General features: G+C 36.3%; 26 protein-coding genes. 21 read left to right on the plus strand and 5 right to left on the minus strand.

Annotated elements, in window-relative coordinates; translation table 11 throughout:
- Positions 1-28: 28 nt before the first annotated feature.
- From ACVWNY_RS16105 to ACVWNY_RS16195, 19 genes are all read left to right on the plus strand, one after another.
- Positions 29-829: a sorbitol-6-phosphate dehydrogenase subunit gene (locus ACVWNY_RS16105; protein WP_454071970.1), complete on the plus strand. Its 801-nt coding sequence runs from the start codon at positions 29-31 to the stop codon at positions 827-829.
- A gap of 12 nt (positions 830-841) precedes the next feature.
- Positions 842-2,755, plus strand: a complete 1,914-nt coding sequence (locus ACVWNY_RS16110) for a PTS mannitol transporter subunit IICBA (protein ID WP_454071971.1) — start codon at positions 842-844, stop codon at positions 2,753-2,755.
- Positions 2,756-2,770: 15 nt separating this feature from the next.
- A complete protein-coding gene (locus tag ACVWNY_RS16115; RefSeq protein ID WP_454071972.1) occupies positions 2,771-3,931 on the plus strand; it encodes a mannitol dehydrogenase family protein in 1,161 nt (386 codons plus the stop codon).
- On the plus strand, positions 3,931-4,578 hold the full coding sequence (locus ACVWNY_RS16120; protein WP_454071973.1) for an HAD family hydrolase: 648 nt from the start codon (positions 3,931-3,933) through the stop codon (positions 4,576-4,578). The genes ACVWNY_RS16115 and ACVWNY_RS16120 overlap by 1 nt, the downstream gene beginning before the upstream one ends.
- 120 nt (positions 4,579-4,698) lie before the next feature.
- The gene (locus ACVWNY_RS16125) at positions 4,699-4,950 is read left to right on the plus strand and encodes a TMEM175 family protein (RefSeq protein ID WP_454071974.1); all 252 of its coding nucleotides are present in this window, start codon (positions 4,699-4,701) and stop codon (positions 4,948-4,950) included.
- Positions 4,951-5,372: 422 nt separating this feature from the next.
- Positions 5,373-5,765 (plus strand): hypothetical protein, encoded by a 393-nt coding sequence (locus ACVWNY_RS16130; protein ID WP_218325619.1) that lies wholly within the window; start codon positions 5,373-5,375, stop codon positions 5,763-5,765.
- 103 nt (positions 5,766-5,868) lie between these two features.
- Positions 5,869-8,646, plus strand: coding sequence for a sigma-54-dependent transcriptional regulator (locus ACVWNY_RS16135; RefSeq protein ID WP_454071975.1), 2,778 nt, complete (start codon positions 5,869-5,871; stop codon positions 8,644-8,646).
- A 147-nt stretch (positions 8,647-8,793) separates the two neighbouring features.
- Positions 8,794-9,225 (plus strand): PTS sugar transporter subunit IIA, encoded by a 432-nt coding sequence (locus ACVWNY_RS16140; RefSeq protein WP_438720827.1) that lies wholly within the window; start codon positions 8,794-8,796, stop codon positions 9,223-9,225.
- The gene (locus tag ACVWNY_RS16145) at positions 9,222-9,701 is read left to right on the plus strand and encodes a PTS sugar transporter subunit IIB (RefSeq protein ID WP_454071976.1); all 480 of its coding nucleotides are present in this window, start codon (positions 9,222-9,224) and stop codon (positions 9,699-9,701) included. Before ACVWNY_RS16140 ends, ACVWNY_RS16145 begins: the two co-directional genes overlap by 4 nt.
- Before the next feature lie 21 nt (positions 9,702-9,722).
- Positions 9,723-10,538 (plus strand): PTS mannose/fructose/sorbose transporter subunit IIC, encoded by an 816-nt coding sequence (locus ACVWNY_RS16150; protein WP_218325623.1) that lies wholly within the window; start codon positions 9,723-9,725, stop codon positions 10,536-10,538.
- A complete protein-coding gene (locus ACVWNY_RS16155) occupies positions 10,531-11,379 on the plus strand; it encodes a mannose/fructose/sorbose PTS transporter subunit IID (protein ID WP_246601439.1) in 849 nt (282 codons plus the stop codon). Before ACVWNY_RS16150 ends, ACVWNY_RS16155 begins: the two co-directional genes overlap by 8 nt.
- A gap of 231 nt (positions 11,380-11,610) precedes the next feature.
- The gene (gene lysA, locus ACVWNY_RS16160) at positions 11,611-12,909 is read left to right on the plus strand and encodes a diaminopimelate decarboxylase (protein ID WP_218325625.1); all 1,299 of its coding nucleotides are present in this window, start codon (positions 11,611-11,613) and stop codon (positions 12,907-12,909) included.
- 10 nt (positions 12,910-12,919) lie between these two features.
- Complete coding sequence (gene dapF / locus ACVWNY_RS16165; RefSeq protein ID WP_218325626.1) at positions 12,920-13,750, plus strand: diaminopimelate epimerase; 831 nt, start codon at positions 12,920-12,922, stop codon at positions 13,748-13,750.
- A 184-nt stretch (positions 13,751-13,934) separates the two neighbouring features.
- Entirely contained in the window at positions 13,935-14,384 is a 450-nt protein-coding gene (locus ACVWNY_RS16170; RefSeq protein WP_218325627.1) for a flavodoxin, read from the plus strand.
- A 232-nt stretch (positions 14,385-14,616) separates the two neighbouring features.
- Positions 14,617-15,639: an adenosine deaminase gene (gene add, locus ACVWNY_RS16175; RefSeq protein WP_218325628.1), complete on the plus strand. Its 1,023-nt coding sequence runs from the start codon at positions 14,617-14,619 to the stop codon at positions 15,637-15,639.
- A 140-nt stretch (positions 15,640-15,779) separates the two neighbouring features.
- Positions 15,780-16,427, plus strand: coding sequence for a GNAT family N-acetyltransferase (locus ACVWNY_RS16180; protein WP_218325629.1), 648 nt, complete (start codon positions 15,780-15,782; stop codon positions 16,425-16,427).
- A gap of 136 nt (positions 16,428-16,563) precedes the next feature.
- Positions 16,564-16,923, plus strand: coding sequence for a YxeA family protein (locus ACVWNY_RS16185; RefSeq protein ID WP_218325630.1), 360 nt, complete (start codon positions 16,564-16,566; stop codon positions 16,921-16,923).
- Positions 16,924-16,934: 11 nt separating this feature from the next.
- Complete coding sequence (locus ACVWNY_RS16190; protein WP_454071977.1) at positions 16,935-17,681, plus strand: ABC transporter ATP-binding protein; 747 nt, start codon at positions 16,935-16,937, stop codon at positions 17,679-17,681.
- An 11-nt stretch (positions 17,682-17,692) separates the two neighbouring features.
- Complete coding sequence (locus tag ACVWNY_RS16195; RefSeq protein ID WP_218325632.1) at positions 17,693-19,504, plus strand: ABC transporter permease; 1,812 nt, start codon at positions 17,693-17,695, stop codon at positions 19,502-19,504.
- Positions 19,505-19,660: 156 nt separating this feature from the next.
- Here the strand turns inward: ACVWNY_RS16195 and ACVWNY_RS16200 are convergent, their stop codons facing one another.
- The 5 genes from ACVWNY_RS16200 to lepB all read right to left on the minus strand — a co-directional run bounded on the left by ACVWNY_RS16200 (position 19,661) and on the right by lepB (position 23,548).
- Positions 19,661-20,260 carry a response regulator gene (locus ACVWNY_RS16200; protein WP_454071978.1) on the minus strand — a complete coding sequence of 200 codons (600 nt, stop codon included), beginning with the start codon at positions 20,258-20,260 and terminating at the stop codon, positions 19,661-19,663.
- Positions 20,253-21,362: a sensor histidine kinase gene (locus ACVWNY_RS16205; protein WP_461211750.1), complete on the minus strand. Its 1,110-nt coding sequence runs from the start codon at positions 21,360-21,362 to the stop codon at positions 20,253-20,255. Before ACVWNY_RS16205 ends, ACVWNY_RS16200 begins: the two co-directional genes overlap by 8 nt.
- A 63-nt stretch (positions 21,363-21,425) precedes the next feature.
- Positions 21,426-22,178 (minus strand): ABC transporter permease, encoded by a 753-nt coding sequence (locus tag ACVWNY_RS16210; RefSeq protein WP_454071980.1) that lies wholly within the window; start codon positions 22,176-22,178, stop codon positions 21,426-21,428.
- A gap of 14 nt (positions 22,179-22,192) precedes the next feature.
- Positions 22,193-22,852, minus strand: a complete 660-nt coding sequence (locus tag ACVWNY_RS16215; RefSeq protein ID WP_454071981.1) for an ABC transporter ATP-binding protein — start codon at positions 22,850-22,852, stop codon at positions 22,193-22,195.
- Positions 22,853-23,005: 153 nt separating this feature from the next.
- Positions 23,006-23,548, minus strand: coding sequence for a signal peptidase I (gene lepB / locus ACVWNY_RS16220; protein WP_281419016.1), 543 nt, complete (start codon positions 23,546-23,548; stop codon positions 23,006-23,008).
- Positions 23,549-23,696: 148 nt separating this feature from the next.
- On the opposite strand from lepB, the gene ACVWNY_RS16225 reads away from it, so the two are divergent.
- Entirely contained in the window at positions 23,697-24,749 is a 1,053-nt protein-coding gene (locus ACVWNY_RS16225; RefSeq protein WP_454071982.1) for a serine hydrolase domain-containing protein, read from the plus strand.
- Between the two features lie 10 nt (positions 24,750-24,759).
- The gene (locus ACVWNY_RS16230) at positions 24,760-25,917 is read left to right on the plus strand and encodes a cation:proton antiporter (protein ID WP_454071983.1); all 1,158 of its coding nucleotides are present in this window, start codon (positions 24,760-24,762) and stop codon (positions 25,915-25,917) included.
- Positions 25,918-26,000: the final 83 nt, after the last annotated feature.

Below are 26,000 nucleotides of genomic sequence, written 5' to 3' on the forward strand. Positions count from 1 at the left end.
TTAAAAATTTAAAACGAGGTGCGAAAAAATGATGGAAAAATGGTTGGACTTATCTGGAAAAGTGGCAATTGTAACGGGTGGAAGTATGGGGTTAGGTGAAAAAATGGTCGATGCACTTGCAACAAATGGGGCACAGGTGATCTCAGCAGATATCACTGAGATGGATACTCATGCAGGTAAAGACAATGTGACCTTAATCGTTTGCGATGTTGCCAATAAGGCCTCTGTAGATAGCATGGTAGCTGAGGTTGTTGAAAAATTTGGCAAAATTGATATTTTAGTCAACAATGCTGGCGTAAGTCGTCCACGGATGTTGGTGGATTATTATGGAGAACATCCTGAATACGAATTGACTGAAGATGATTTTGATTTCATGACTAACGTCAATCAAAAAGGTGTTTTCTTATGCTCTCAAGCGGTGGCGAGAGTCATGGTGAAACAAGAATTTGGCGTCATTATCAGCATGTCTTCTGAAGCAGGGATTGAGGGTTCCAAAGGCCAAAGTGTTTACTCAGCGAATAAAGCTGCAGTTCATGCCTTTACCAAAGCTTGGGCAAAAGAATTAGGTCAATTTAATATTCGCGTCGTAGCAGTAGCACCTGGCATTAATGAAAGAACACCAATGAACAACGATGCAAATTTTAAAGCATTAGCTTATACTCGTGGCCTTGATCCAAATGTTGTTCATCAAGACTTTTCATCAATCCCATTAAATCGTCCTGGGAAAATGACGGAAATTGCTGACTTAATTTGTTACTTATCATCTGATCATGCTTCATATATTTCTGGCACGACAATTAATATCACAGGCGCTAAATCTACTCGTTAGGAGGAAAACTGGATGGAAATCTCTCAAAATAAACCAGGTATTTTGGCTAAAATTCGCCGCTTCGGTGGATTCATGAGTGGCATGGTAATGCCAAATCTAGGTGCTTTTGTTGGTTGGGGTTTGATGGCCGCACTATTCATTCCCAATGGTTGGTTACCCAATGCTCAATTAAATGAACTTGTTGGTCCGATTTTAAATTATGTCTTTCCATTATTAATTGGTTACACTGCTGGATACAATATTCATGGTCAACGTGGTGGGGTAATTGGTTTATTCACTAGTATGGGTGTGGTAGTAGGTTCAGACATCACTATGATTAGTGGTGCGATGATCATGGGGCCATTATCCGCTTGGGTCTTAAAGAAATTTGATCAATTTATTGATGGTCGTATTAAACCGGGCTTTGAAATGTTTGTTAATAATTTTAGTTTAGGTATTATTGGTGCCATTTTTACAATCGTAGCTTTTCTGTCTGTAGGACCAGCAATTCGTGGTTTAGTTGCTATCTTAACCGCGGGGGTTCAGTGGGCAACCGATAATCGCATGATTCCCGTGTTATCCGTTTTTATGGCTCCAGCTCAGGTATTATTTTTAAATAATGTAGTGAATCATGGGATTTTAGCGCCAATTGGGTACGCCCAAGCTGCAGAATTAGGAAAATCAATTATGTTCTTGGTTGATACAAATAATGGTCCATTATTAGGAACGTTATTCTCAATTGCCTTATTTGGTCGCGGTAAAGCAAAAAACACAGCTCCGATGGCGATGTTTATTGCTGGAATTGCCGGGATTGGGGAGGTTTACTTCCCATTTGTTTTAGGAAATCCGATTATGGTCTTTGCCACAATGGGTGGCTTGGCGGTCTCCTTGTACTTGCAGGTCTTGTTAGGAGGCGGGTTGATCGGAGTCGCCTCGCCGGGTAGTTTGATAAATATTGCTTTAATGACACCAAAAGATGCCATCTTTGCCAATTTTGTCTCGATACTTGCTGGTTTCATTGTCTCGACCCTGATAGGAATGTTCTTATTAAAGACATTCGGATCAGGTGAAGAAAATGAGCTAGAAAGTTTTGAAGTCGGTGATCGTAAAGTTCGGAGTGTGGCTGATTTTGCTGCAAGTTCTGGAAAACAAACAGCATTATTGAAAAAAATCAATGCAGCAGTGGCAAAAATTGTCGTGGCTTGTGATTCAGGGATGGGTTCTAGTGCGATGGGGGCTTCTGTCTTGAAGAAACGCTTGAAATCAGAAGGTTTAGGTGGGATTAAAGTGGTTAATTCTTCCGCTAATCAAATTGATTCTGATGCCGATCTGGTTATTACACTGGACTCGTTAATTGAACGAGCCGAGATTAGTGGAAACAATCCTAATATTGCTTACATTCCAATTAATAATTTCTTGAAAGAGAGCGATTACGATGAAGCAATTGCTTTTGTTAAAGAGAGAAATAGTGAAAGTAGCGAACCAGAAATTTTTGAGACTGAAGAAGCAATTGCAATTGATTCCAAAATCTTAAATGAACACAATATCCTCTTAAATCAAAATTTTAATAATGTAGAAGAAGCTATTATCGCTTCGGGGAATCTGCTAGTGAAAAGAGGTTATGTAACTGGTGATTATGTAGATCAAATGATTGAACGAAATAATCGTTTGCCAGTCTATGTAGGAAATCATGTGGCAATTCCTCATGGTTTAGAAGACGCTCGCGGAGCGATTAAACATTCTGGAGTATCAATTATTCAAGTACCTGAAGGCGTAGCTTTTCCAGATGGTGATATCGCGTATATCTTTATTGGGATTGCCGGAAAAGATAATGAACATTTAGAAATTTTAAGTACAATCACAAATGCGTTGGTGGACGAAGCCAATGTTGAAAGGATTCGCAAGGCGGAGACAGTCAAGGAAATTTTAACTGTTTTTAAAAAATAAAATGGAGATGAAGGTATGAGTAATAAAAATGTGTTAATTGTCGGTGCTGGTCGTTTAGGTAAAGGATTTGTAGGAGAAACGTTCTTTAATGCTGATTGGCAAATTAGTTTTCTCGACAACAGTCCAAAAGTAATCGATAAATTAAATGAAAAAGGTTATTATGATGTGCGAGTTCATACCACAGATGATGTTTTCATGAATAAAATTGAAGGTTATAAAGCCTATTTAGCAGATGATAATTATGCTGTCATGGATGATTTTTTAGCAGCTGACTTAGTGATGTTGCCACTTTACCCAGAAGATTTTGAAGAATCAGCGAAATACTTAGGAAAATGTTTTGATAAACAATTTGAAGTCAATCCTGAAAGTAAAAAAACTTTAATTTGTTTAACTAATAAGAATCATATTATTGACCAAATTACTGCATACTATCGAGAAAATTTAGGTTCAGAAGAGGCAAAGACCTGGTTTGATAAAAATGTTGTCGTAAGAGATTCCATCGTTCGTCGTTCAACTGATGCCGATTCAGAATATAGTACTGATTTAGTGACGACTGCAGTGGCGGCCTTAATTATCCAAGGGCCTGTTAACAGTGACTTTAGTGATGTAAAGTGGCTAGACGTTAGAGACAATGTTGAGATGCTGAAGGATATTAAGGTCTTTACCATCAATGGGCCCCATGCGGCGACGGCTTACTTTGGCTATTTGAAGGGTTATGATGATATCACTACGGCTCAAACAGATCCAGAAGTGGCGGCTTTAATTAAAGAAGTTCACGATGCGACTGTTCACGCAGTACTGTTTGAATATCCCGTGACTCGTGATGAAATTCGTGAACTAGAATATCTGCCAAAAGCTAAAAATGAAATGCCTGATGCGATTTATCGAGTTGCTTACGATCCAATTCGCAAAGTGGGAGCTCATGATCGTTTTATGGGTGTCGTGGCGCTATGTGAAAAATATGGGATTGATTACACTGGTTTAACGAAAGCTTTAGCTAGTGCCTTTGCTTATAATGAACCACGAGATGAGAGCGCCATGGAAATTCAAGCAGATATTAAAGATATTGGCTTAACTGAAACAATTGCCAAATATATTGGAAGAACAGAAGATGATGACGTTGTAGCGAAAATTGTAGAACAATACCAAAAATTGGCAATTAAGGAAGTAGTATAGTGACTTTTCAAGCAGTTATCTTTGATATGGATGGAGTAATTATTGACTCTGAACCGATACAATTGGCCCGGCAAAAGGAATTTATCGCCCATAAAAATATCCATATTTCTGAAGAAGAAATGCTAAAAGTGGTGGGTGCTAATCGAAAATTAACCTATCAAATTATCTCTCCTTATGCGCCAGAAGAAACTTTTGATACCTATTTTCAAGGTTTTACGGATTATTTTAAAGCGCAAAAGATTGATTTTCAAAGTATTTTAAACGAAGAAATTTTAACTGTCTTTGATTGGTTAAAGAAAAAAGACAAAAAAATCGCTTTGGCTTCTTCAGGATCACCAGAAAAAATTGCAACGGTATTAGAAGAATGTGAGCTAGCTGGTTATTTCGATGTTGTTTTAAGTGGTGATCAGTTTAAACAATCGAAGCCTCATCCAGAAATCTATTTCACAACTGCAGAAAAGTTAGCTTTGCCTGTGGAAGCGTGTATCGTAGTTGAAGATTCTGAATATGGTATCACCGCCGCAAAAAAAGCCGGCATGTATACTTTTGCCAAAAAAGAAACCCGATTCAATTTCTCTCAAATAGATGCCGACCAACTGTTTACTGACTTTGATGAGTTACAACTTGCTTTGGAAAAGCAAAATTAATTCTAAAGAGAGGCTTGCCTCTCTTTTTTTCGTTCTTCTGTATTTTTCGAAGCAATTTGGCAACTTATTCATACTGATTGCGTATTTTTTTAGGTCCTACACTAAATAAAAAGGGACAGCATGTCAAAGTTACAGGTTGAGGGTCTTAATGATGGGATTATTTCGATCGTTACGACATTATTAGTTTTGAAATTGCCACAATCAGCTGGTGGTAGTTGGAACGATTTATTTGCAGTGGGTCATAAGTTAGTCGTTTATTTAATTAGTTTTGTGGCGCTGGCTACTTATTGCAACACAACCATTACCATCTTTTCCAAATCGTTGATAAAAACGATGGGGTGGTTTTATGGGCGAATAATGTACTTATTTTAATGATGACTCTTTTTCCATTTGTAACACATGGGTGGGTGATCAATCCTTGTGCTTGGCCACCGCAAGCCTTGTTTGGTTGGATTCTTTCAGGCACCATCAGATCATATTTTTTTCCGCTTATATTTTAGTATGTCCGATAGGTGAGATTCTCCTTTAGTAAAAGTTATTTAGTCACTATCCAAAGCTTTATTGGTCAATTGTTTGGGTGGTAGTAGCCTTATTTACAGGTTATTTTACTACACTGCTAACTATTATTGTCATCAATATAGTGGTTTTGGTAAGGTGATTTATTCCTGAACGGAAGATTAAAAGATCAATCTAAACTGATATGGTTGAGATTTTTTTCGCAATCAATTTTTTATTGCTATGAGATTCTGAAGTAAGGTACACTGCAAGTATGAAAATAAGTGAGGGGATATTTTATGGCGTTATTTTTGCAAGAGGAGAGTTTTTGTCAATTTTTAGCTAGTAAGTTTACTGACCGTCAGTTTTCGTTGGGTCATTCGGTGATTTCCATCAATGTAGTCAGTCTAAGTCCGATTATGAGTTGCCTCTATTATAGTGAAAATTTCTTTGCGGCTGCTAAATATAATCGTCAACTGGAAGTTTTCACAGATTATTTATTAGTAGATCAATCAGAAATTGTTAGTAAAGAGCTAACCAAGCAAGGTCTGAACTATCAGTTAACCATTGAAACACAAGAAAAATTAGCCAATGATCAACATTTAAAATTGTCATTCAATCTATCATCCATGACAGGAACAAAGTGGCATAAACAAAATCTAAAGAATATTGTTGCTAGTTTTAGTGAATAGTTAAAAAAATCCGAGATTGCCGTCTCGGGTTTTTAATTTAGATTGGCAAAAGACCGAGCGTTGTCTATAATGAAGAAAAGTGTTTCAAAAAAAGGGTGAAAAAATGAAGCGGATTGACAAAGTGTATCAAAAACTAAATGAAATTTGGTATACGAGTGATGAGACTCGTTTAATCCAAGAAAAAGGTTCTTCAGCTTCTGAGTTGGCAGAATTGTTAGCGTTGTCTCGAGCAAATGTTAGTTCAGAGTTGAACAAGTTAGTCCGGGATGAAATGGTTGTTAAAATCAAAGGATATCCTGTGCGTTATATTTCAGTGGAAGCTTTAGAAGAAATTTTACATATTCAATGGCCAGCTAGCCGTAATGAAATCGAAAACGTTGATGAATTTATTGTCGACAATCAACTTAAATTCAATCATAAAAAAAATCGTAATCCCTTTGATTTATTGATTGGTCACAAGGCTAGTTTGAAAAAGGCTGTCTCTCAAGCCAAAGCTGCAGTTCATTATCCACCGAATGGCTTGCATATGTTGCTTTTGGGGCCAACAGGATCTGGAAAAACTTTTTTTGCCAATAAAATTTATCAATATGGGATTTACGAGCAGTTGTTTGATGTTGAAGCACCCTTCATTAGTTTTAACTGTGCTGATTATTATAACAATCCTCAACTTTTGATGTCGCAACTGTTTGGTTATGTTAGAGGGGCTTTTACTGGTGCGGATGAAGACCATCCAGGCTTAGTAGAACAAGCCAATCATGGCGTATTGTTATTAGATGAAGTCCATCGCTTGACGCCAGAAGGTCAAGAAATGTTGTTTTATTTTATTGATAACGGGCATTTCAATCGAATGGGGGAAAATGGTTTTCAACGGGAAGCCGAAGTTTTAATCGTGTGTGCCACTACCGAAGATCCTAACTCAAATTTGTTAGGTACTTTTCAACGACGAATTCCTATGACCATTGAGATTCCTGCTTTAATTCACCGTTCAATCGAAGAGAGGGTAGATTTAATCAAGTTCTTGTTTGAAAATGAGGCCAAACGAGTGAAGAAAACTTTCTATATCGACATTGATGTGATTAGTGCGCTGGTACAAGGGGTAAATTATGGCAATGTTGGACAATTGAAATCGCAAATTCAATTGGTTTGCGCCCAGGCATTTTTGAAACAGCTTCATCAAGGCAATGAAATCAAGATTACACTCCAAAGTTTGCCGGAAGAAGTCCGTAATCAGTGGCATTCCAGCAGTCAAAATATTAAAAAATCCGAGGAAATTTCTTCTTATGTTGATGTGACAACGGTGATTTATCCTAATAAGTTACAAGAAAGCCTCGAAGAAGAAAACAGTGGTCTCAATATTTATGAGGTCATTGAAGATAAGGTCAATATACTTGAAAAAGAAGGCATTTCTAAGAAGGATATCCATCAATATATTATGACCGACCTGCATCTATATGTACGGAACTTTGTTAATAAGAGCACAATTGACTATAATTTATTGAAATTTGTCGAGCCAAAGATTTCGGAATTGACTTTGCGTTTGAAAAATATTGCTGAGGCAGAGATGGGCGTAACCTTTGATAACCGTTTCTTATATTACATTGGCATGCATTTAGATGCGTATTTTCACCGAGAAACGAAGGATAAACTGCTTTCTCCCTTTGATATCATTGAAATAAAAAAAGAAAATGCGAGTGAATACCAAGTTGCCTGTTTATTTAAAACCGAAATAGAAAACAGATTAGAAATTAGTTTCCCCGAAATAGAAGTTATTTATTTAACAATGTTGTTAGTCTCAATTGAAACACTTGATGAAAAGAAGAAGGTGAGTGTTTTAGTAGTGGCTCATGGTAATTCTACGGCAACTTCGATGGTGCAAGTGGCCAAAGATTTATTAGGAGATGTTCCGATGGCCGCTTTAAACATGCCGTTGGAAGTTCAGCCAGAGGAATTATTTGCTAAATTAGTTGAAACTATCAAAGAAATGAATCAAGGTCGTGGCGTCTTAATGTTGGTTGATATGGGCTCTTTGGCAACTTTTGAAGAAAAGTTAATTAAAGCCACTAAAGTCCCAATCAAAACCATTCCCAACGTGACGACTAGTATGGTATTAGACGTGGCGCGGAAAACAAATTATATGGATCTAGATTTAAACGGTATTTATCACTCTGTTACGAAAGATTTTCTGTCAGCTATGCAATTACAAGGCTTAACTGGTGGACGGGATAAAGCCATTTTAGCAGTCTGTACCACTGGTCAAGGGACCGCCAAAAAATTAGAAGAAATGATTACTAAAGTGGTGGATAGTCAAACAGATGAAACAGTTCGAGTAGTAACTGTTTCAAGTTTAAAAATGAAGGAAGACATCCCTAATCTTTTGGAAAAATACCAAGTCATTGCTTCTGTAGGTACCAAAAATCCCAAGATTGACGTACCATATATTTCTTTAGAAAATCTAGTGGACGGCTCAGGAGAGCGGGCCTTACGACAACTTTTAGGCCAGTACGATAGCAGCAAAGAAGTCATCACAAAAGATAATGTCATTATTCGTGATTTGGTACAAGATACTTTGAATATGTATTTAGTCTACTTAAACCCTCATCATATCACTGATTTATTAATGGAGTGGATCGACGATTTACAAATCAAGTTAGGTAGAAGTTTTCCCAATTCTTTGTCATTAAAATTAGTCGTCCACACAGCCTTTGCCTTTGAGCGGGTGCTGAAACAAAGTTCACTGGATTACGATGAGCCTTTGCGAGAAGAGTTGGTTGATTTGCTGGCTTTAGTGGGGGAAACAATTGCCCCAGTTGAAGAGAAGCTGGACTTAAATATTTCGCAAGATGAGAAAACGTTTATTGCAGAAGTTTTATTAGCAGACTAAAGTGTTTTAAAAATTAAAAAAAGCTGGAGAAGTGTTTTATTTTATTAAAACACTTCTTTTTTTATTGATAAAAACTGTCATTTTAAAGGGAAACACTTTTTTGGCACGTTACTTGCTTTATTGAAAGTGAAGGAAAGGAGCGAAAGTATGGTGAAAATAATAATTAGTGGACATGGCCAACTTTCAACTGGCATACTCAGTGCTTTTGAAATGATTTTTGGAGCAGATCCAGCGGTCATTGCTATTCCCTTTTTAAAAGGAGAAGGCTTACCACAAGTACAGGAGAAATTTCAGGCGGAGATGGATGCATTAGCTGAAGGAGAAGAAGTTTTATTTTTAGTTGATGTGTTTGGGGGAACACCTTACAATGCTGCAGCGCAAGTTATTTACCCATTGAAAAACGCCGATATTTTAACCGGTGTGAACTTGCCGTTAGTTTTAGAAGCCGCTAGTCGTAAGGACGGCGAGAATCTAGCCGAGATACTACCAGCATTAAAAAACGTTGGTTACGAGAGTTTTAAAGTTTTTACTGAAGAAATTAAAAAGACCCAAACAGATTCTGAGGAGGATTTACTATGAAAATAGAATTAGCAAGAATTGATGATCGGTTTATCCACGGACAAGTTTTAACTAAATGGGTTAAATTACGACCGGTTGATCGGATTATTATTGTATCAGATGCAGTAGCCAATGATGAAATGAGAAAAACGTTAATTTTATCTGTTGCGCCAGCAAATGTGAAGGCCAGTGCGGTAACTGTTGATAAAATGGTGCGGGCTTACAACTCACCACGGTATGAGAATGATTCTGTCATGCTGTTATTTGAAGGACCAGAAGATATAGTGGAATTAGTGGGAAAAGGTGTCCCATTAAAAGAAATTAATGTTGGTGGGATGCGTTTTGAAAAAGACCGCAAGCAAATTACTAAAGCTGTTAGCGTGTCACTAAAAAATATCGAAGCTTTTGATACATTACACGATCTAGGTGTGAAATTAGAATTACGTCAACTACCGGGAGATTCTAGTACTGATTTTTATAACGAATTACACAAATAAAGGATAAAGGAGTTTGAAAAGATGAACGCAATACAGATTGTATTACTTTTAGTGGTTGCTGGTATTACGGGTATGGGGAGTGTGCTAGACGAAGCGCAAACACACCGTCCATTAGTTGCTTGTACTTTGGTAGGATTAGTTTTAGGTGATGTTGGAACGGGCATACTCTTAGGTGGAACTTTAGAAATGATGGCCTTAGGATGGATGAATGTTGGTCTGGCGATGGCACCTGATACAGCAATTGCTTCAGTAATTTCAACTATTTTAGTAATTGTTTCTAATCAAGGAATCGGCGAAGGCATTGCGATTGCAGTACCTTTAGCTGCAGCCGGTCAAGCATTAACAATCTTTGTTCGTACTATTACCGTTTTCTTTGTTCATAAGGCAGACGATTATGCAGCTAATGGTAATTTTAAAGGGATTGAACGCATGCACTTACTCGGTCTTTCATTACAAGCGCTTCGTGTCATGATCCCAACATTTATCATTACAATGATTAGTGCAAATGCAGTTAGTAGTTTCTTAAATAGTATTCCAGAGGTAATCACAGGTGGATTGCAAATTGGTGGTGGCATTATCGTAGTTGTTGGTTACGCCATGGTTATTAATATGATGGATGTTCCTTATTTGAAACCTTTCTTTTATATGGGCTTCCTATTCGCCGCCTTCACTAATTTCAACTTAGTAGGTTTTGGTGGGCTCGGTCTTTGTTTAGCACTTCTTTTTATTCAATTAAAATATAATGTTGTCGGCGGAGGCAAAGCAGCTGTTGCAACACCAAATAATCAAAGTGTCAATGATTACGATGACGACCTAGACGACGACTTGGATGCTTAAGGAGGATAAAACTGTGGAAAATCAAAATAAATTAACAAAAAAAGATTTAAATAGTATGTTTTTAAGATCAAATCTATTGCTTGGTTCATTTAACTTTGAACGGGTACAAAATATGGGCTTCTGTTTTGTTATGATCCCAGCAATTAAACGTTTATATGCACCAGGAAAAGAAAGAAATGAAGCTTTGCAGCGTCACTTAGAATGGTTTAATACGCACCCCTGGTTAACAGCACCAATTTTTGGGGTTGTCGGTGCGATGGAGGAAGAAAAAGCTAACCACGGGAATTTGCCAGGTAATTCAATTTCCGCAATGAAAATTGGTTTGATGGGACCTTTGGCAGGTGTCGGTGATCCGATTTTCTGGGGAACAGCGCGTCCGGTATTAGCAGCTTTAGGTGCATCGTTAGCAGCAGCTGGTAGTATCGCGGGACCAATTCTATTTTTTGTAGCTATTAATGCGATTCGTCTAGCAACTAAATATTTTGGCTTAACTTTGGGATATGAAAAAGGAAATGAAATTATTAAAGAGATGGCTGGTGGCCGGATTCAAAAATTAACTGAAGGTGCGTCAGTCGTTGGATTATTCGTTATGGGGGCTTTAGTTAACAAATGGACCACGATAAATATTCCTATCATTGCGACTCGGATTACTAATGACAGTGGTAAAGTAGTTACACAAACAGTTCAAGATGTGCTAGATAGCATTATGCCTGGAATGTTGGCCTTATTACTGACCTTATTTGTTTCTTGGCTGTTGAAGAAAAATGTTAGTCCATTATTAATTATTTTAGTAATCTTCATTGTTGGTATTGCTGGTAAAGCTTTTGGCTTCTTGGGTTAAAATAAGTATGGATTGCGGAGAAAATGCGCAATCCTTTTTTCTATTCTACTGGATATTTATTTATTCATTAAAAGCTTTTTTGATTTTATAGAAAGTAAAAATACCAATTGATAAAGCTTAACTGTCTGTCATCAATATTTATTTTTTAATTATCTAGCCTTCATCAATCTTTTACTTTCTTTTAATAAAAAATCTTGTTAAGATGAAGCAAATAAATATTCGGAGGTTGCGATGGATTTTGAAACGAAAAATGGTCATTTGATGTGGGATGGCTGTGACACAGTTGCGTTGGCGCAAGAGTTTGGTACGCCGTTATATGTAATGTCGCAAACAAAAATTGAAAATAAATTAAATGAATTACAGACAAATTTTGTCGATAAATATGAAAAAGTAAGAGTGGCTTATGCCAGCAAAGCTTTTTCAACTTTGGCGATGCTAAAAATTATTGAAAAACAAGGCTTCTCATTGGAGGTTCTTTCTGATGGAGAATTGTATACTGCTATTAAAGCCGATTTCCCCCCAGAATTGATTGAGATGAATGGCAATAATAAAAGTCTGGCTGAAATTGAAATGGCGATTGATTATGGTGTCGGTCGAATTATTGTGGACAGCTTACAGGAAGTGGCGATTATTCGCTCAATTGCGGCAAAGAAAAATAAAGTCATTAATATTTTATTTAGAATCACGCCAGAAGTTTCCGTAGCTACTCATTCGTTTATTTCGACAGGACAAAAGGATTCAAAATTTGGTATTCCGATTGATCCAGCGATCTTATTCCCACAAGTGGAGCAAGCGATTCAAGCACCAGAAGTGAATTTCTTAGGCTTTCATTTTCATGTTGGCAGCCAATTGTTTGAAAATAATGCTCACTTAGCAGCTGTGACAATTGCTTTAGACTTAGTGCGGTTGGTGAAAGAAAAATTTGATTATATCATTGAAGAATTAAACTTTGGTGGTGGCTTTGGTGTTACTTATATGGATAGTGATCAGCCGCAACCCTTTAATTACTTTACCGATCCTATGATGGAAAGATTATTGGACTTTTGCCAAAAAGAGCATTATCCGCAACCGGCAGTTGTGATTGAGCCTGGTAGAAGTATTGTCGCTGAAGCTGGGATTACCCTTCATACGATTGGGGCAATTAAAGAATTGCCTGGTATTCGTAAGTACGCGTCAATTGATGGCGGAATGACTGATAATATTCGTCCAGGACTTTATCAAGCGGAATACACAGGAGTTTTAGCAAATAAAGCAGATGAACCAGCTATCGAGACGGTAACAATTTCTGGTAAAGCTTGTGAGAGTACCGACATTTTAATTAAAGATATTGAATTGCCAAAAATTGAAGCTGGGGATATTTTTGCGACTTTTTCGACTGGTGCATATGGCTATTCAATGGCTAGTAATTACAATAAATTAGCGATTCCGGCGGTGGTTTTAGTAAAAAATGGCAAAGCAGATTTAATTGTGCGTCGACAAAATTTTGATCAAATGTTGGCAAATGAAATCATTCCAGCATCATTAAAGTGAGGGAAAAAACATGAAATTGGCTTTTAGTAAAATGCAGGGAGCGGGAAATGATTTTATTCTCGTTGATAATATGGCGCTGACTTTTAATACTGAACAATTAATGAAATTAGCAAGACGAATTTGTACGCGCCGTTTATCCATCGGTGCCGATACGATGATTGTCTTAGAACCAGCAAAAAAAGGCGGCGATTTTTTTGCTCGTTATTTTAATGCGGATGGTTCAGAAGCTGAAATGTGTGGGAACGGCGCTCGTTGTGTTGCTCGTTACGCGATTGAACATCAGTTAGCTGGTGAAAAAATGGTGATGGAAACCATCGCAGGTGATGTGCCGGCAGAAAAAATTAATCAAAGAATTTTCCGTGTTCAATTAAATTCACCTAGTGTCTTCACAAAAGATTTAGCACTAGAAATTGATGGAGATGCTGTTTTAGTCGATTATGTCGAGTTAGGCAATCCTGGAATTCCTCATTTAGTCGTGCGCCAACCAGATTTAGCAATGATGGAAACTGAAAATTTAATGGATATAGCCAAAAAATTACGTCATCATCCACAACTGGAAAAAGGCGCTAACGTGAATTTTTACGATGTTTTACCAGATCAATCGTTAGTTGAAAGAACCTATGAACGAGGTGTCGAAGATTTTACTTTAGCTTGCGGCACGGGTACTGGTTCGACAGCTTATGCCGTTGTTCAGCGTGATTTAGTTAACGAAAACCTAGTAAAAGTTGAAGTTTTAGGTGGAGAATTACAGGTGGAAGTACAAGATGACCAATTATTTTTAATTGGTGATACGAATTTAGTCGCTGAAGGATTCGTGTTGGATGATGATTTAGAACTTTAATAAGTTGAATATCTAGTGCACAGGAAAGATAATTTTTCTGTGCACTTTTTTATACAATAAGAACATAAATGGTCAAAAACCTATATTCTGGCTATCTACTGATATATTGACTGAAACTCTCTTATAGCGTACTCTTTAATTAAGTGAAAAAAGTACTAAATATCAATTTTTTGGAGGAATTATGATGAAAAATGCGACAATTGTTTATGCAAGCTTAACAGGCAATACTGAAGAAATTGCGGAATTTTTAGTTGACGAGTTTAAAAGCCATGATGTTGAAGTTGAATTAATCGAGGCTGATGATGCAGATGAAGATAGTTTTGCGGATGCGGATATTTGTGTAGTGGCAACATTTACTTATACAGATGGCGATGTTCCAGATGACTTAGAAGATTTCTTTGAAGAACTACCTGATCAAGATTTAGCTGGAAAAGTATTTGGTGTTGTGGGTTCTGGCGATGATGACATGCACCATGCAACATTTTGTAACGCAGCTATTGAATTTGATAAGACTTTCGAAAAAACTGGGGCAGTCCGCGGAAGTGAATTAGTTAAAATTGATAACGCTTACGATGATGACGATGTTCCGGCATTAAAAGCATTTGTTAAAAATGTAGTGGAATTTGAAGCGTAAAATCCAGACGAGCGTTTAAAACGGGTGTGTTAGAAAAAAACTCTTAAAGTTCTGATATCAACTAATAAAAATTGATTTACAGACATTAGTTTGAAGTTCACCTCAATGCATAACCATTTTAACAATCCTATTTTTAGGATTGTTTTTTTATTTGCTTTTTTTCAATAAAAGCCTATACTTCCATCAAAAAACCCGTTATACTTCTTAGCAATATAAAAAAGTAGGTGTGGAAATGGAATTTTCAGAAATTCAGGCTTTTCCTAAGGCGGAGTTACATTGCCATTTGGATGGTTCGATTCGACCGGCGACGTTGATGGAGATTGCTAAGGTACAAAATATGGCGATTCCTCAAGATTTGGCGGTAGTAAAAGAAGCGATGACAGCGCCAGCAGATGCACAGGATTTAGTCGATTATTTGGCGCCATTTGATTTTGTGGCACCTTATTTACAAACGGAAATTGCTTTAGAAATGGCTGCCTTTGATGTGATGGAACAGGCTTTTGAAGATGGGATTGTTTATATCGAGATTCGTTTTGCACCTTCTTTGTCTCAAGAAAAAGGATTGACAGTTAGTCAAACGATTTTAGCAGTAGCTCGTGGAATTGCAAAAGCTGAAGAAAAATATCCGATTGATGGCAATATTTTAGTGATTGGGATGCGGCAGGAAAAACAAGAGGAAATCAAAAAAGTTTTTCAAGAAACGCAACAATTAGAAAATCCAAAAGTAGTCGGCTTAGATTTGGCAGGTCCAGAGCTAGATGATTCGGTGACGGATTTGTCGGAAACCTATCGCTTAGTGATTGATGAAACTTCCCTTTCTTTGACTTTACATGCAGGTGAGTGCGGTTGTATCGCAAATGTGGTAGATTCGGTAGCTCATGGCGCCCAAAGAGTCGGACATGGCATCGCGATTGCTACTGATGAAGCGGTGCAAGAAAAGCTGATTGCGGCTAATGTTTGTATTGAAGGCTGTCCTACAAGTAATTTACAAACTAAGGCGATTGAAAAAATTAGTGATTATCCTATCAGAAATTGGCTAGCTAAGGGTGTTCAATTTTGTTTAAATACTGATAATAAAACAGTTTCTGATACGACTTTATCAAAAGAATACGATTTAGTTATGAAAACTTTTGATTTAGACTTTATCGACTTTTATCAGATGAATCAAGTCGCCATTAATGCAGCTTTCGCCAGTTCAGTTATTCGGTCAAAAGTCCAAACTAAAATGCAAGCTGCCAGTCAAAAATATTTATGATAAAATAGAAGAAAAGAAATGAGGCATGTCTGATGAGGGTCACAGGTAACTAAAGCAATCCCAAAAGAATATAAGCTTATTTGGGTTGTTTTCAGCTATTTGTCGCAAATTCAAAGGATTCATTAAAGGAGACTATTTATATGAAGACAATTATTAGACATGAAAAACCAGAAGATTATCGCCGCGTTGAAGAAATTACACGAGAGGCTTTTTGGAATCTTTATCAACCGGGTGCTGAAGAACATTTCTTGGCTCACAGTATTCGTAAGCATCCTGATTATTTACCCGAACTATCTTTTGTGATTGAGAAAGATGGTGAAATCATAGGTAGTATCATTTATACCCGCGCCAAAGTGATTGCTAGAAACGGAGAAGAACATGTGGTTGTTAGTTTTGGTCCTGTTAGTATTTTACCGAAATATCATCGCCAAGGTTTTGGTAGACAAATGATTAGCCATTCGATTGCTGAAGCAAAACGTTTAGGCTATAAGGCAATTGTTATCGCTGGTTTTCCATACCATTATCAGCCTTATGGTTTTGTAGGAAGCAAAAAGTATCATATTTCCATGCCAGACGGCAAGTTTTATACTGGTGTGATGGCGTTACCGTTATATGAAGGAGCTTTAGACAATATTCAGGGAGAAATGCATTTTTCTGCAGCGATGTATCCTGATTTATCGGCTTTACCGGCATATGATGCAACTTTTCCAGAAAAAGAAAAACAAGTCTTACCTTGCCAAGCAGCATTTGAAAAAGCTGCTAGTGAACTGGATTTAACCGAATATTAATTGATAAAAACAACAGTTTAACAGCTGTTGTTTTTTTGTGTGACGAAATTGTAAGTTAAAGAATAGAAACTTCGATGTTACAAAAAATAAAATGATTATAAACTGACATTAATCAGAAAATACGGAGGAATTTAAAATGAAAAAATTATTAATTGGTTTAGTCTTGGTCGTTGTTCTTATATTTGGTGGACTGAAAATTGCTGAAACAGTTGTGATGGGTGGTACTGATTATTATGTCCAAATCACTGATGATGGCACAAAAACTTTAGAACAAGATGATTCTGGCAACGCGATTACTAAATACAGTTATCAATTAATTGGTTATGATAAAGAAGGTCAAGAAAAAGTATTGGATTTTTCAGCTTTTAAGGATCGGCCTTTAAAACGTGATGCTTATTTAAAATTAACCTGGAATCAGAAAAAAGGGGTGACTTCTTATGAAGAAGTCCAAAAAAACGATTTACCCCAAAAGGCTGAAACAAAATTAAGCAAATAGGAGAATTGAAAATGGAAAAAATTGTAACTGTTGAAGAAATAAAAAAAACATACGGTACTGGTAAAAAAACTGAAGCGTTAAAGGGTATTTCCTTTGAAATTGAAAAAGGTGATTTTGTTGGTATTATGGGTGCCTCGGGTTCTGGGAAATCGACGTTATTAAATATTTTAGCAACTTTAGATAAACCAACCAGTGGACAAGTGACCATTAACCAACAACCAACGCAAAATTTAAAAGGCAATCAATTGGCTGATTTTCGTAGCAAAGAAATTGGCTTTATTTTCCAAGATTTTAATCTATTAGAAAATTTAACTGCAGCTGAAAATATTTCGGTACCGTTATCCTTACAAAATGTAAAAGAGAAAGAAATTAAAGTTCGGGTTAAAAAAATTGCACAACGTTTAGGTATTTCAGAAATTTTAAACAGTTATCCAGCTGAAATTTCCGGCGGACAAAAACAACGAGTCGCTGCTGCAAGAGCTTTAATTACCCAACCAACGATTTTATTAGGAGATGAGCCAACAGGTGCGCTAGATTCTAAAAGTGCCAGAGCTTTATTGGATACCATGACGGATTTGAACCAAGAAGATCAAGTCTCTATTTTGTTGGTGACTCATGATCCATTTTCAGCAAGCTTTACTGATCGAATTTTGTTTATTAAAGATGGGGTCATCTATCAAGAATTAAATCGTGGAACAGCCAGTCGGGAACATTTTTATCGTGAAATCTTAGCGGTAGTGGCTGATTTAGAACAGTAGGGAGTGGGAAAATGTTATTAAAACTGTCACTTAGCGGAATGAAAAATCGCTTGCGGGATTATTTAGTCCTGTTCTCAGGATTGGTGGTTGCCGCTGGAATCTTTTATATGTTTGAAACATTGGCCTCTAATGAAGCTTTTTTAAAAAGTAACTCAACTATCTCAGCAGTGGTATTTATCTTTCATTTAGGGTCAATTTTATTAGGAATTATCACATTGGTTTATATTTTATATGCCAATTCCTTTTTAATGACGATGCGACAAAGAGACTACGGACTGTTTATGATGTTAGGAGCCAAAAGTCGAAAAATCGCACAATTGATCTTTTTAGAAACCTTTTTTGTCGGTATTGCGGCAACAATTGTTGGTGTATTGTTAGGCATTGGGCTAGCAGCTGGGGTGAATCAGTTACTCGTTCACCAATTGAATTTAACTGTTAGCCATTTTTCACCCGTTCATTTTTCGGCTTTTTTAACTACGCTTATTTTCTTTGTAGTAATCTTTTTTGTGGCAGCAATATTAAACGCTACAAAAATTGTAAAACTGCCAATTTTAAATCTATTGAAGGATGCCGATACACCGGTTCAAGTGAAACGATCAAAATTATTGTTATTTGTTGAAACATTGGCTGGTATTGCTTTACTTGGCATTGGTTATTTCATGATGTTTAAAGTGATGAATTTCGGTATCTTTGCTTTAGTTATCGCATTGGTCACAATTGTTTTAGGAACTTACTTTGTGTTTGATGGGGTAATTATATTTATTATATCGTTGTTGAAACGGTCAGCTAATTTGGCTTTAAATAAATTAAATAATTTTACTTTGGCACAATTAACATTTCGACTAAAAGACTATACCAAAATGCTATCAATGGTAGCGATGATTTTTGCTTTGGCTCTAGGCGCTGTCACAGTCGGCTTAGGTTTTCACAAAGAAATTACGAAAATGACCGAAGCAACCAATACTTATGATTTAGTTTTAAATAACAGTCAAAAAGTGGCGCAGGGGCAAGTCAGAAAATTACAGCCAATATCAAACACCAGCTACCAAATGAAAGAAACGGCTGACACAGTCTATTTCATTCAATCTGAATTTAATCAAACCCCTTTAAAAGTAGTTGAAATGAAAGAAGCTGGAGATTTTACAAAATCTGAATACTCTGGCGATCGTCTGGCAACAGATGTGACTGCTAGTGATCAATTAAGAAACTTAGAATTACCTAGCCAACGCTCGAAGAATCAAGTTTTTCTATCAGAAAGTGATTTTGCGGCATTACCAGAAAATACCAGTAGTTTACAGTTAATTCAAGTGAAAGATTTCTCAACATCCTTAGAAAAAATTGCTGATTTGGTGGCATTAAATCAAAAAAATAATCCTGAATTATCCGGTGATAACAATTTAAGTTTGTCACAAAAGTATGATGCCTATACTGTCTATAATAGCTTATTCTCCGGTTTTGAATTTATGGGCTTCTTTTTAGGGTTGGCCTTTCTAACCATGTTGGCAAGTTGCTTGATGTTTAAAATCTTATCAGGTGCAGCTAGTGATGCGATTCGTTATCAAATGTTAAACAAAATCGGTGCTCGCCGAAATTTATTACAAAGTGCTTTAAAAAAAGAAATCGGTACCCTTTTCTTAGTCCCAGGGATCTTAGGGATTTTCCATGTTTTGTTTGGTCTGCAAATGTTTAAATCCTTGTTGCAACAACCTTATCAAGGAATATGGTTGCCTTTCTTAATTTTCACTGTGCTTTATATACTGTACTATTTCTTAACAGTTTGGTTATATAGTGGGATTGTGTTACCGAAAGAAAAAAATTCCTAAAAATAATTAATAATAATTTCGTCTGCAATGAACTGTATTCAGTATTGTTTTGGGAATCGCGTTAATGGGACTTGCTAGTATCCTAATATTTATCAAAAAACGAAAAATGAATAACTAAGAAAAAGCCGTGAAATGATTTCATTCATCTCACGGCTTTTATAGCCACCCATTCTCCTTAGCTTTCTCTGCCGCATCAATCCGATTTTTAGCTGCTAATTTACTGATGATTTCTGAAATATAATTGCGAATCGTGCCGTCAGACAGGTAAAGTTTGGCGGCAATTTCTTTGGAGGTAGCGCCTTTGGCAATCAAATTCAAAATTTCTTGCTCTTTTTGTCTCAATGGATTTTTTTGATTGTTCATATAACCAGTAATTAACGAAGGTTCATAAAAAGTTTTTCCTTCCATGGCGGCTCGAATATGGTTAATCAATTCTTCGCTAGGGGTATCCTTTAACAAATAAGCGGAGACTTTTGCCGCCACAGCTCGTTCAAAATAACCGTCGCGAGCAAAGGTAGTTAAAATAATTACTTTGGTGGGACTTGCTGTTAATTCTTCAGCTATATCCAAACCAGTTTTTTCCGGCATTTCAATGTCAGTCAATAAAATATCTGGTTTAAATTTTGACAGTAATTTCATGGCTTCAGCGCCATCTTTCGCTGTTCCAACAACTTCTAAATCGTCTTCTAAATTTAAAATCATGGCTAAAGCAGAAGAGAGCACGCCTTGGTCTTCAGCGATTAAGACTTTAATCATTTTCAACCTCCTTTAAGGGAATATTAAAACGTAATAGGGTTCCTTTATCTTCTTGAATCACAAAAGAACCGTTGATTTTTTCGATGCGTTCTTTCATGCCCGTTAGTCCGTTGCCTGTAATAATATCTTTCGTACCGATTCCGTTATCTTTGATACTGACTTGAAGATAATTTTGGGCTTTTTGAAAAGCAATCGTGCAATAGGATGCTTTACTGTGGCGCACTATATTTGTGACAGCTTCTCGTAGAATGCTGCTAAATTCAGTTTGCTGTGGCGGCGCTAATTCAGCTGCTAATTCTTCATTTTCAGTGGTTAAAATAATTTTAGCCGCTGTTAAGGCTTGGTTGACGTCAATTAATTCTTCAGCCACGGTTCGTTGTCGCATATCTGAGACAATTTCCCGTACTGTTTTTAAGGTTGAACGGGAGATTGTTTCAATCTCTTTTAGTTCGTTTTCTACTAATGCAGGTTTTTTATATAAGATTTTTTGAGCTAAATCCAGTTTAATCGTCATGACAGATAAAGATTGGCCTAAAGAATCATGTAATTCGCGAGCGATACGGTCTCGTTCTTCTCCTTTAATGACGCCTTCCATTCGTTTATTGGCTTGATAATATTGTTTTCGTTGTTCTTGTTGATGATAAAATTCTTGACCAGCTAGCGGTGCGACTAGAGTAAATAAGCTAAAACCAATCGTCATTACCAATTGATCGCCACCACCTAAAACAGGGTAGCGAACCGGGCCAAAAATTAAACCAATCGTCATCAAAATAATTTGTAAAATAAATAATTGCCAAAACGTTCGGTTGCGGATTTTTGAAAAACCTAATTTCCAAGCGGGAAACATGAAAAGCTGGATAAAACCTAATGTCAGAACATAAAATAAGGCAATCAGATATTGCAGAACAATCCAATAAATGAAATATTTTCCATCAAATAAAGTATTGCGATAAAACCATGCAAACAGTAAAAGCGACAAACCAGCTATTTGTTTTAAAAAAGTATCATAGGGAAACAATGACATCATGGGAATCAAGAGAAACAGCAGCCATATTAATGAGGAAATTGTCTCTCCAGCTGGAAATAAGCGAAATTTATTCATAGGAAATCCTTTCCAAACAGTTACTATAATTAAATCGGAAAATCCGCTTTTTAGCAATAAGAATTAAATTTTTTTGCGATTAAAGATTAATTTTGCAATGAAAATAAATAATAAGATATAAAGAATATTACCGATAACTAATTGATGAGTCGATAATAAGGTCATTTTTGAAAGGGAGCTATTGGCTAATTGATTGGCTAAATTCAACATATTAAAAGGATTCCAACGTAACCAAGGAGCTTTATCTAAAGCTATAAATTGTAAGCCCGCCAACATAGAAGACATGAAATATGAACCGATTCCTAACATGCTTGCTAAAGATTCGTTTTTCACAATTAAAGAAATCATCAAAGATAAGCTAGCAAATAGCCACATACCAATAAAACTTGCCAATATATTCGTCAATAATGTCTCAAAAATTACTGCGTCATTAAAAGCAATTTTGGGAAATAAAATTAAACTGGCAGCAATGGTTGTCACTAGTGCAATCAGATTCAGATAAATTGAATAGCCTATCAAAGTGAAGATTTTTCCTAAGAAAATATTTTTTCGTTGAGGATTTTTTTGTAGTAAGTTTTTGATAGTACCATAACGAAATTCCATCGAAAAAATTTGACTGGCCAGATAGACCATGTAAAAGACAATTAGCCAACCGCTGTTAAATAAAACCGGGAGAACTTTTTCGGCAGACATAATGTTGGTAAATTTAGTAACTAGGGCATTGAGAATAATAAAACTTGCTAGGACACTACTTTGTTTCAGAATTAATTGTTGTTTCTTCATTTTATATATTTCTTGTTGGATTGTATTTTTCATTTTTATTCGCTCCTTTAAGCTAATTTGGCCAATAAGCCATCTTCAAAGTCCTCTAATAATTCAGGATGTACAACATTTTCAACTAAATGACCGGCTTTCATTAATAGAACCCGATTGACGATTTGTTCTAACTCACTTAGAATGTGGCTGGAAATTAAAAAGCTAGTGTCCGTCTCGCTGTAAGTTAAAATCGTTTTTTTCAAAAGTTTAACAGAATAAGGATCTAAGCCGTTCATCGGCTCATCTAAAATGATTAAGTCCGGATTATTTAATAATCCAATGGCAATTCCTAAGCGCTGTTTCATCCCTAGTGAGTATTCTTTGGTCTTTTGATTTATAAAATCGGTTAAGTCCAATAAATGAATCAAACGATCAATTTCGACCTGAGTGGTTTGCTTTTCCGCCAACATTTTTAGGTGTTCCATCCCAGTCATGAAAGGGTAAAGACCTGGTTGTTCAATCAGTGAAGCCATTTTTATTTGTTGGTGCGCTATTTCTCCAGTGCTTATTGGAATAAAACCTAAAATAGTTTTCATTAAAGTGGTTTTACCGGCGCCATTTGGACCTACCAAACCGACCACTTCGCCACGATCAATATGACAGTTAATTTTTTCAAGGGCGTTTTTTCTTTTGAAGCGAACTGTGACTTGTTTTATTTTTATGATTGTATTCATTTTCATTTCCCTCATCTCTTGTTGATAAGGTAAGTTTACTGGAATATTAGAAGCGGTTTAAGAAGCATCCGTCATGACATTCTATGACATTTGTCACAAAAAAAAGACTTGATAAATCTGACGAAAAATCGTCAATTTTATCAAGTCCCTCTATTATACTGTGCCCATTTGGTTCAATGGCCAAATCACAAATTTTGCATTAGAGTCAATTTTATCTCTTTCTATCGAGCCAATAAAACGACTGTCTTTTGAAACTCGGCGATTGTCACCTAAAACAAAATAACTACCTTCTGGAACTTTAACGGAAAAGTCTTCTGACATATTGGCATCCATTGTTAAAGGTAAATCATCAGTTAATTCACTTTTATATTGATCTAAATAATCTTCACTATATGCCTTGTCATTAATATAAAGTTGATCGTTTTTATAGCTGACGGTTTCGCCAGGTAAACCAATGACACGTTTGATATAGTCTGTGCCAGGATTATCAGGAGCGTCAAAAGTCACGATGTCAAAACGATGAATTTCGCCCAATTTTAAACCAATAATTTTTTCTCGATCTTGTAAAGTTGGATCCATCGATGCACCATTCACAGTAATCGATGAAAAGACGAACATCCGCAAGCCAACCATGAGTGCAATCAAGCAGATGAAATAGACTAAATCTTTCCAAGTAAACCACGATTCTTTTTTCAAACTTGCAGCCTCCTTTTTTTATTTATCATAAAGAAAAAGTCTAGATTAAGCAATCTATTCTGAAAGTTCTTTTAAAAACATTAAAATAATGGTGATTTTTTTTCATCAGGTGTAAAGTATAATAAATCAATTAGTCAGAAGGTTCCCTATGAAAAAATCAGGATTTCGCTATATAGTTATTTTAGTTACTCTAATCATCTCAGTCAGCGGCTTTTATTTTTCTCAAAAAAAGGCACCTGTTCAAAAAAGGATCGCTGTTTCAAGCACTGAACAGATCACCCAATATTTGAAGGAAAAAGATTTTAATGGAGTTGCTTTAGTGGTAAAAGATAAAAAAATACAGTTATCAGCTGGTTTTGGTTACGCTGATTATCAGCAAAAAATTAAAAACACGGCTGAAACAAGCTTTCCCATCGCTTCAATTCAAAAAACTATAACAGGTAGCTTAATTGCTGAAGCCGTTGCGGAGGGTAAAATAAGTTATGATCAACCGATTGTCGATTTTTATCCAGAATTAGCCAACAGTAGTCAAATTACCATTCGACAATTGTTAAATCAAACTTCGGGTATTCAAATGGAAGAAACTGATCCAGGGGAGTTTTTAGAGACGCAAGACAGCCAGTTGAACTATGTTTTATCTGAATTAACAGTTGCTGACCAAATTGACTTTGAGTATACCAATGCTAATTATTCTTTACTAGCAGGGATTTTATCACAAGTCTATCAGCTTGATTATGCCGAGTTGTTTAGCGAAAAAATCAGTACACCGTTGCAATTAAATCACACTTATTTTTCTCAAGATTTGTCAGCGGACACCTCTTACGCTAAAGGGTACCCCTCCGAAGCTTCCCTTAAAAACTCTGAGGTGGCAGAAGAGTCATTGCCTGATGCTGCCAATCTATTTTCAAGTTTGCTAGGTGCTGGTAATCTTTTAATGTCGGCTGAAAATTTGTGGCAAGTGGAATCAACTTTTCCAAATAGTAGTGAATTACAAAGTTTATTGGTTTCAGATAGCAATTATGCTGGTGGTTATTGGTTAGATAATCAACAGTTGATTGGCTTAGGTTCAATTGGGGCATACGCATCGGTTCTTTTAATGGATCAAAATCGTGATAGTGGAGTTATTTTATTATGCAATCAAGCCAATCAAAATGATCTAGGAGAAATTGCAAATAAATTATGGACAATCAGTCAAGAATAGGAGAATCTAAATGGCGTTCATTGGTATTCTAGTAATCATTTTAATCACAACAACATTGGCTGCCCATTTTTCCAAAAGAATCGGCTTACCGGCAGTTATCGGCCAATTGATTGTAGGAGTGGTATTAGGTCAAGGGGGCTTAAATTGGGTGCATCCCAATTTATTGGTGACTGAGTTTTCTGAAATCGGTGTGATCTTGCTAATGTTTATTGCGGGTTTAGAAAGTGATTTGTCATTGTTAAGAAAATATTTTCGACCAGCAATTTTAGTAGCCAGCTTTGGGATAGTATTACCCTTGATTTTAGCTTTTGCCGGCGGGAAATTGTTACAAATAGCCAGCAATCAAGCACTGTTTTTCGGAATTATTTTGGCAGCCACTTCGGTAAGTATTTCCGTAGAGGTTTTAAAAGAATTACGGGCGCTGGATAGTAAAGAAGGAGCCACCATTTTAGGTGCAGCCGTTTTAGATGATATTTTGACTGTCTTATTAGTAAGCTTTAGTGTGGCGTTTATTGCTGAAAAAAATCAAGCTTCCTTGAGTGAAAACTTCTTTGTTTTGGCAAAAGAAATCGGCTTTTTTGTATTTATTTTCTTTTTAGTGAAGTGGATTGCACCGTTTTTAATGAAGTTAGCTCAAAGATTATTCACCACATCAGCTGTGATTATTGTTTCACTAATCATCTGTTTAGGAATGGCATATTTTGCTGATTTCGTTGGTTTGAGTTCAGTCGTCGGGGCTTTTTTTGCCGGAATTGCGGTAGGTCAAACAGAAGTGAAAGAGTTAGTGAATCAAAACATGGAGGCTTTAGGCTATTCAATATTTATTCCGGTCTTTTTTGTCAGTATCGGTTTAGAAGTAAATTTCCAATCGATGGCAACGCAACTAGGTTTTATTTTACTAATGGTAGTCATTGCGGTAGCATCAAAATTATTAGGTGGATTTTTTGGAGCCAAAATATCTGGTTTTGAAAATAATAGCGCTTGGATGATTGGTTCAGGTATGGTCTCCCGTGGAGAGATGGCATTAATTATTTTGCAATTAGGTAGTGCCAATCTTTTAGTAGCAGACAAATATTATTCTTCATTAGTAATGATTATTTTATTTAGTACGTTGCTGTCACCATTAATTTTAAAATATTTCACTCAAAAAGTTTATCCGAAAATTTAACAAATTTCCGTCAAAAAAAGGCGGGAATTTTTTTAAGCAAAAATAGTGACAAAATGTCACCTAACAAGTATACTCATTTCATC

Source organism: Enterococcus sp. JNUCC 77 (assembly GCF_054819945.1).